Consider the following 1,324-nt stretch of genomic DNA (forward strand, 5'->3'; position numbering starts at 1 on the left):
CTTCGTCATCCCAGCCAGCCACACGGCCTGAACCGGCCGCACCCCGCACATCCCTGACGTTACAGATCTCCACCTGCTTCCGCGATCGCCGACTTTACCGCCCGGACTGCACGGTCGCGTTACCGCTATCGGCTTTCCAGTCATAGGTGCTGGCCTCGCGTCCCAATACGCAAAGAAATTGTCGCGCTAAATCAATGGCACCGCGGCCGAACTCCCTATTATGACTCTCGTGGCACCGATGAAGCGATCCCCTGCCGTGCTGACAGGAGCCAGCTACATCTGCCGGACGCACGCATGACTTGCCGCCGCACAAAACACAGACTGGAGACATCAATGACATCAAGCGCTGTAACCCAAAACACGACTTCACAAGCCACGCCCATGGCACCGGCCATTGTCCGGCCATCGGTGCGCCAGCATTCGATCAAGGTGGAGATTTGCACGCCCGCCATCGGCGCCGAACTCAGCAATATCAGCCTCGCTGATGCCGCCCAGGATCCTGACGCCATCGCCGAAATCCGGGCGCTGTGGCTCAAGCATAAAGTGCTGTTCTTCCGCGATCAGAACATTACGCCGATGGAGCAACAGAATTTCGCCGCGCAATTCGCCGGACTGGAAGCCCATCCGCTTGCTCCGAGCCATCCGGAAGCGGACAAGTTGCTGATGCTGTACCGCAATCTCGACCCGGGCAAGCCCCAGGGCTTCGTCGAAAAAGCCAGCCGCGAAAACGTCTGGCATACCGATGTCACCTACAAGAAGGCGCCCCCCCGCGGCGCGGTGTTGCGCTGCGAACTGGGTCCGGACACCGGCGGCGACACCATCTGGTCCAACATGGTGATGGCCTACGAAAAGCTGCCCGACACCATCAAGCAACGGATCGACGGCCTGTACGCCAAGCACAGTGCCGAACACGCCTTTGGCGCGCAGTTCCCGATCGCAGAACGTCACGCGATGGCCGCGAAGAACCCCGCCGTCGAGCACCCGGTGGTGCTCACCCATCCCGAGACGGGCGAAAAGGTGTTGTTCGTCAACTCGATATTCACGACCCATTTCTCGAATTTCTACAACTTCGAGGACATCCGGTACGGCCAGGACTTCATGCCGGAGGCGCAACATCTGCTGAACTATCTGACCTCTCAGGCCGCGATTCCGGAATACCAGGTGCGTCTGAAATGGAGAACCAACACGGTTGCCATGTGGGACAACCTGCTGGTTCAGCACTACGCCGTGGCGGACTACGGCAATGCGCCAAGAAAGATGCTGCGCGCCACCCTTACGGGCACCCCGCTGGCCTGAGCCGACCGGCTCCCTCGGCAATTCCAGG

At 60.4% G+C, this 1,324-nt stretch carries 1 protein-coding gene; it reads left to right on the forward strand.

The annotated features are described in order from the left end of the window. Positions 1-333: 333 nt before the first annotated feature. Positions 334-1,296: a TauD/TfdA dioxygenase family protein gene (locus AWB68_RS45030; RefSeq protein ID WP_087650466.1), complete on the forward strand. Its 963-nt coding sequence runs from the start codon at positions 334-336 to the stop codon at positions 1,294-1,296. Positions 1,297-1,324 lie beyond the last annotated feature (28 nt).

The sequence above is a fragment of the Caballeronia choica genome (assembly GCF_001544535.1).
Classification (GTDB): domain Bacteria; phylum Pseudomonadota; class Gammaproteobacteria; order Burkholderiales; family Burkholderiaceae; genus Caballeronia; species Caballeronia choica.

Bases quoted from the DNA above. Each gene is read 5' to 3' on its own strand.
- AWB68_RS45030 (WP_087650466.1), top strand. From the start codon at position 334: ATGACATCAAGCGCTGTAACCCAAAACACGACTTCACAAGCCACGCCC.